Origin of the sequence: Nonomuraea sp. NPDC023979 (genome assembly GCF_040639085.1) — a bacterium.
GTDB classification, from domain to species: Bacteria; Actinomycetota; Actinomycetes; order Streptosporangiales; family Streptosporangiaceae; genus Nonomuraea; species Nonomuraea ceibae.
In genome coordinates this window covers 1-4,034 of the sequence record NZ_JBEZZG010000077.1, presented here as the reverse complement: position 1 = coordinate 4,034, position 4,034 = coordinate 1, and the positions used below count along the sequence as shown (strand labels likewise).

The following is a 4,034-nucleotide window of genomic DNA, read 5'->3' as shown; positions in this document are numbered from 1 at the left end:
GCGAACCTTATCTTTAGCTTCGATTTTGATCACGGCCGTGACCAGGGGAGATTCGATGTGGACGGTGTCGTCGACGAGCTTATGGAGCCGGTCTGTCAGCAGGGTCCGGTGAGTTTGGAGGAAGCACGCGTCGGCGTGTCGCAGCCAGCGACCTGCCCCAGGATCTCGGCGGCGCGGCGCTCGCCGAGAGCTCGGGCGAGTGCGTCGCGTAGTTGCTTGTTGTCGGCTTCCAGACGGCGAATATGAGCTGTGGCCACTTCCAGTCGGCGCAGCAGCGACGGATCGGAGGCGCGCTGACGCTCCGGCGGAGGCGGCGAGGACGCAGCCGGGTGTCGCCGGCGAAGACGCTCGATCTCGGCGCGCAGGTCCTCCTGGGTGTAGAGCCATGATCGAGACACCTTGGCCTGCCGGGCGACGGCCTCGAAGGTGACGTGCTGGCCGGCGGCGTCCATGCGGCGCAGCGCGGCGATGGCCCGCTGGCGGGTCTGCTCGGCCCGGCGTCGGGCGGCGGCCACGACGTGATGGGTGTTGTCAGCTCGCATCGGCTTCTTCGGCCTCGTCCTTCTCGATCTCGCCGATCATGCGGTCCAGGTTGGTCAGCACTTGCTGGTTCATCTCCGCGACCCGGGTGTGGCCCTTGCCGCTGGACACCTCGATGAGGGTGAGCGTGCGGTGGCGTTGCTCGCGCAGCTCGGGCAGGAACTCTGGGCCGGTGATGAAGACCGGGCAGGTCAGGCATGCATTGGCGTGCGGACAGCTCTTTTGGACGGGCAGCCCGCAGTAGCCGTTGGACAGGGTCTGGGTGGCCATGGCGAAACGGGTCTTGGCCCATTGCGCCTGGGCGAGGGGCCCATCGGGGTCGAGGGTCACCCGCTCACCCCTGATGTTGACCTTGGTCGCCTGCTCCCAGCGGCGCCGGACGGTCTGGTCTGTGATCTTGGCGTAGTGGGCCGTCATCTGCATGGAATCGTGGTCGAGGAGCACCCGGATGACTTCCTGCGGAACATCACGGTTGATCAGCCGGGTGGCGAAGGTGTGCCGCCACTGGTGCGGAGTCAGGTGGACGGGTCGGCCCTGCTCGTCACGGACGTTGCAGCTTGCCAGCCAGCGGTTGAGCTGGCCGCGGTAGGCGTCCGAGCTCATCGGTCGCTGGCCGTTGGCGTTGCCCGTGAGGCGGGGGAACAGGTGCGGGTTTCCGCCGGGCCAGCGTTCCAGGACTCGCCGCTGTTGTGTACGGATCTCCGCCTCGAGTTCCTCGTCGATGGGGACGGCGGCCTCACGCTCCATCTTGGTGTTGACGTAGCGCAGGTAGGGGGCGCCTTGCCCGTCGTGGAGCAGGCAGTCGAAGGACAGGGTGCACGCGGCCGCCAGGCGCAGTCCGCACCGGATGAGGATGATGGTGACCAGGCGACCTTCCGGGTAGGGCCAGCGGTCCAGGTAGGCGGGCTGTTCCACTTGGGCCATCACGTGCTCGGCCAGATGGCGGGTAATGGGCGCGCGGCGTCGGGAGACATCGCCGGTGAAGAACGCCGCGGTGGTGGGAAGCGTGTCATCCCAGCGGTGTTGCCGGATGGCCTGGAAGAACAGGTGGAGTCCGCCCACGCGGCTCTCGTTGGCGCTGACGCCGCCGGGCAGGTCGGTCAGCCAGGCGAGATATCGCTCCAGCAGCGGGCGGTCGATGTCGGCCAGGCCGTTGACCGTGGACGCTGCGGCGGTGAGGAACTCGCTGAAGCGAGTCAGTGCCTGAACATCCGACGCCGCGGTCGGGATGGAGAGCCCGGAGGTCAGCCGGTAGCGGACCCACCGTTTCCCGAGCTCGCGCAGCCACGGCTGGGCGATGCGGTCGAAACGTAGCCGGATTCCGGAACGCGCGCCGCCCGCGCTCTGCTTGAGCCCGCTCAGCTTGGCCAGGCGCCAGATGTCGCGGGGATACTCCACTTCCCAGCCGCTGCCGTCACGGAGCGTTTCGACGATGTCGCGGGCGTAGATCAAGAACGTTTCACTCCGGTTCCGGAACTTCTCCCAGCCTGGCTTCCGGCGGCGAGCCACGGACATCTGCCGCCACTCCTGCTCGGTGCGTTCCAGCAGCGAGGCGACACCGCACTCGCGGGCGCGGTTGATCGTCCAGTTCGCGATGTGGAGGGGCAGGGTGACCGTCTGCTCGTCGTGTCGAGTCTGGACGGCATATTGCAGTTCGAGCTTCAGCTGAGGAGACAGCCCGCGGAAGTCGATGAAGGCCTTGCCGTGGCGTTCGCACTCGGCGATGAACTCCTCGATGTCGAGCGAGGCGAGGTCTTTGCGGCGGGTGCGGTGCGACTTGCACAGACCCAGGTTGCTTTCGGCCCAGAGCGAGCAGAACGACAACCGGCATTCCGCCTGCCCTGCCGCCTGGACGGCGGGAACGGTGGCCGCCCAGGCGGCGGGGTCGGGCTGGCCGGAGCGCTGCCATCGATCGCGGTGCCGGGTGCATAGGCCCTTACCCGCGCTGCCGTAGCGACAGTCGGCGACGGTGCACCGGCCGGGCTCGCTGCGGCCCCGCAGGGGTGGCCCGGGGCTGGCGATGAAGCTGGCCCGGTCGGGCCGGTCGGGCAGCTTCCGCCAGCGATTGCCGTGGCCCTTGCACAACTCGTAGTCACTGGCGGGGCGGTCGCAACCGGGCACGGCGCAGAACTTCCAGCCCAGAACCGGGTCGTCGGGGGCCGGGAACAGGATGTCGACGCGGAACTCGGGCCGAACCGCGGCCATCAGCTTCTCCAGCAATCCGCGGCCAGCTGGATCCTTCTCGGCGAGAGTCACAGCTTGACCTCCCGCCCGGTGAACCAGCCCGCGTTCTCCAAGGTCTGGCGGGCGTCCTCGACGGTGAGGTGGCCGTATGTGTCGATCGTCGTGGTGATCGAGGCGTGCCCGAGCAGTTCCTTCACGCTCTCCATGCCGGCGCCCCGACGCAGGAGCCAGGTGGCGTAGGTGTGCCGGAATTGGTGGGGCTCGAAGTCGATGCCGGTCCGGCGGCGCAGCCGTATGACCAGGTCATAGACGGCTGGGTAGGTGAGCGGTCGTCCATGAGGTTCGGCCCAGAGGTTGACGAAGACGTAGTCGGAGTCGAGGGCGCCGTACTCATCGTTGAGGTAGCTGGCGTAGAGCCGCATCAGTTCGGCGCTGGCCGGGATCGTGCGCGTCCGATCGCCCTTGGCGCGGGCACGATTGTCGTTGCGGCGCGGTGTGACGGTCACGGCGCGGCCGGCGATGTCCATGTCCTCGTGCCGCAGGCCCAGGGCCTCGCCGATGCGAACGCCGCAGTCCAGCAGAATCCCGAAGATGAGGCGATCCCGCAGATGATCGCAGGTGTCCAGGATGGCCTGGGCCTCTGCAGCCGTCAGCACGTGGGGCCGCGGCCGCGAGGCTCGCAGCTTGATGGTCCGCCTTCGCTCAGCCATGTGCTTGGTGACGTGGTGCAGGAACGGCTTGTAGGAGGTCGCTGCCGATCCGCGTCGATGCCCCGAAGGGAGATTGGTGATCAGAAGCCCGGCCAGCTCGACGCCGTGCCGGGCGTGGAACTCGCAAAAGGAGGTCAGGGCCGCCAGCTTGCGGTTCACACTCGCCGCCGAGCAGTGGTGGTCAACCGTGGGCAGCACGCTGACCTTGCCATGGCGGGCCTCGGGCGGCAGCCGCAACCAGGCCACGAACCCCGCCACGTCTTCCAGCGTGGCGGTCTTCCAGTGGAGGTCGTGGCCGGTCAGGTAGACGAACCAGTCCTTCAGATCGTGAGCGTAGGCCTTGACGGTGTTCGGCGACTTCTCAATCGAGGTCAGATAGGCCAGGAACTGCTCGACCGGCTCGACCGGGACGTGATCGTTCCCGAGCAGAGTCCATGACTCCGCCTCCGAGTCCGGCATGAGCACTCGTTGTACGCGCATCGCTTCCCCCGCTTCCGTGCTGGACAGCGGAAGGTAATCGCATCCACCACGATGATCGGGAAGGAGTTAGCGCAGGTCATACACGTCAGAGACAGAGCCTTGAGGGCTCAAGATAACGAA

The 4,034-nt window shown here is 67.4% G+C and carries 3 protein-coding genes; all 3 read right to left on the bottom strand.

Annotation, left to right across the window (positions count from 1 at the left end; genetic code table 11):
* Positions 1–95: 95 nt before the first annotated feature.
* The 3 genes from AB0G11_RS48820 to AB0G11_RS48810 are packed head-to-tail and all read right to left on the bottom strand — an operon-like array spanning position 96 to position 3,893.
* The gene (locus tag AB0G11_RS48820; RefSeq protein ID WP_357594143.1) at positions 96–542 is read right to left on the bottom strand and encodes a DUF6262 family protein; all 447 of its coding nucleotides are present in this window, start codon (positions 540–542) and stop codon (positions 96–98) included.
* On the bottom strand, positions 532–2,796 hold the full coding sequence (locus AB0G11_RS48815; protein WP_357594141.1) for a tyrosine-type recombinase/integrase: 2,265 nt from the start codon (positions 2,794–2,796) through the stop codon (positions 532–534). The genes AB0G11_RS48820 and AB0G11_RS48815 overlap by 11 nt, the downstream gene beginning before the upstream one ends.
* Positions 2,793–3,893 (bottom strand): tyrosine-type recombinase/integrase, encoded by a 1,101-nt coding sequence (locus AB0G11_RS48810; protein ID WP_357594139.1) that lies wholly within the window; start codon positions 3,891–3,893, stop codon positions 2,793–2,795. Before AB0G11_RS48810 ends, AB0G11_RS48815 begins: the two co-directional genes overlap by 4 nt.
* Positions 3,894–4,034: the final 141 nt, after the last annotated feature.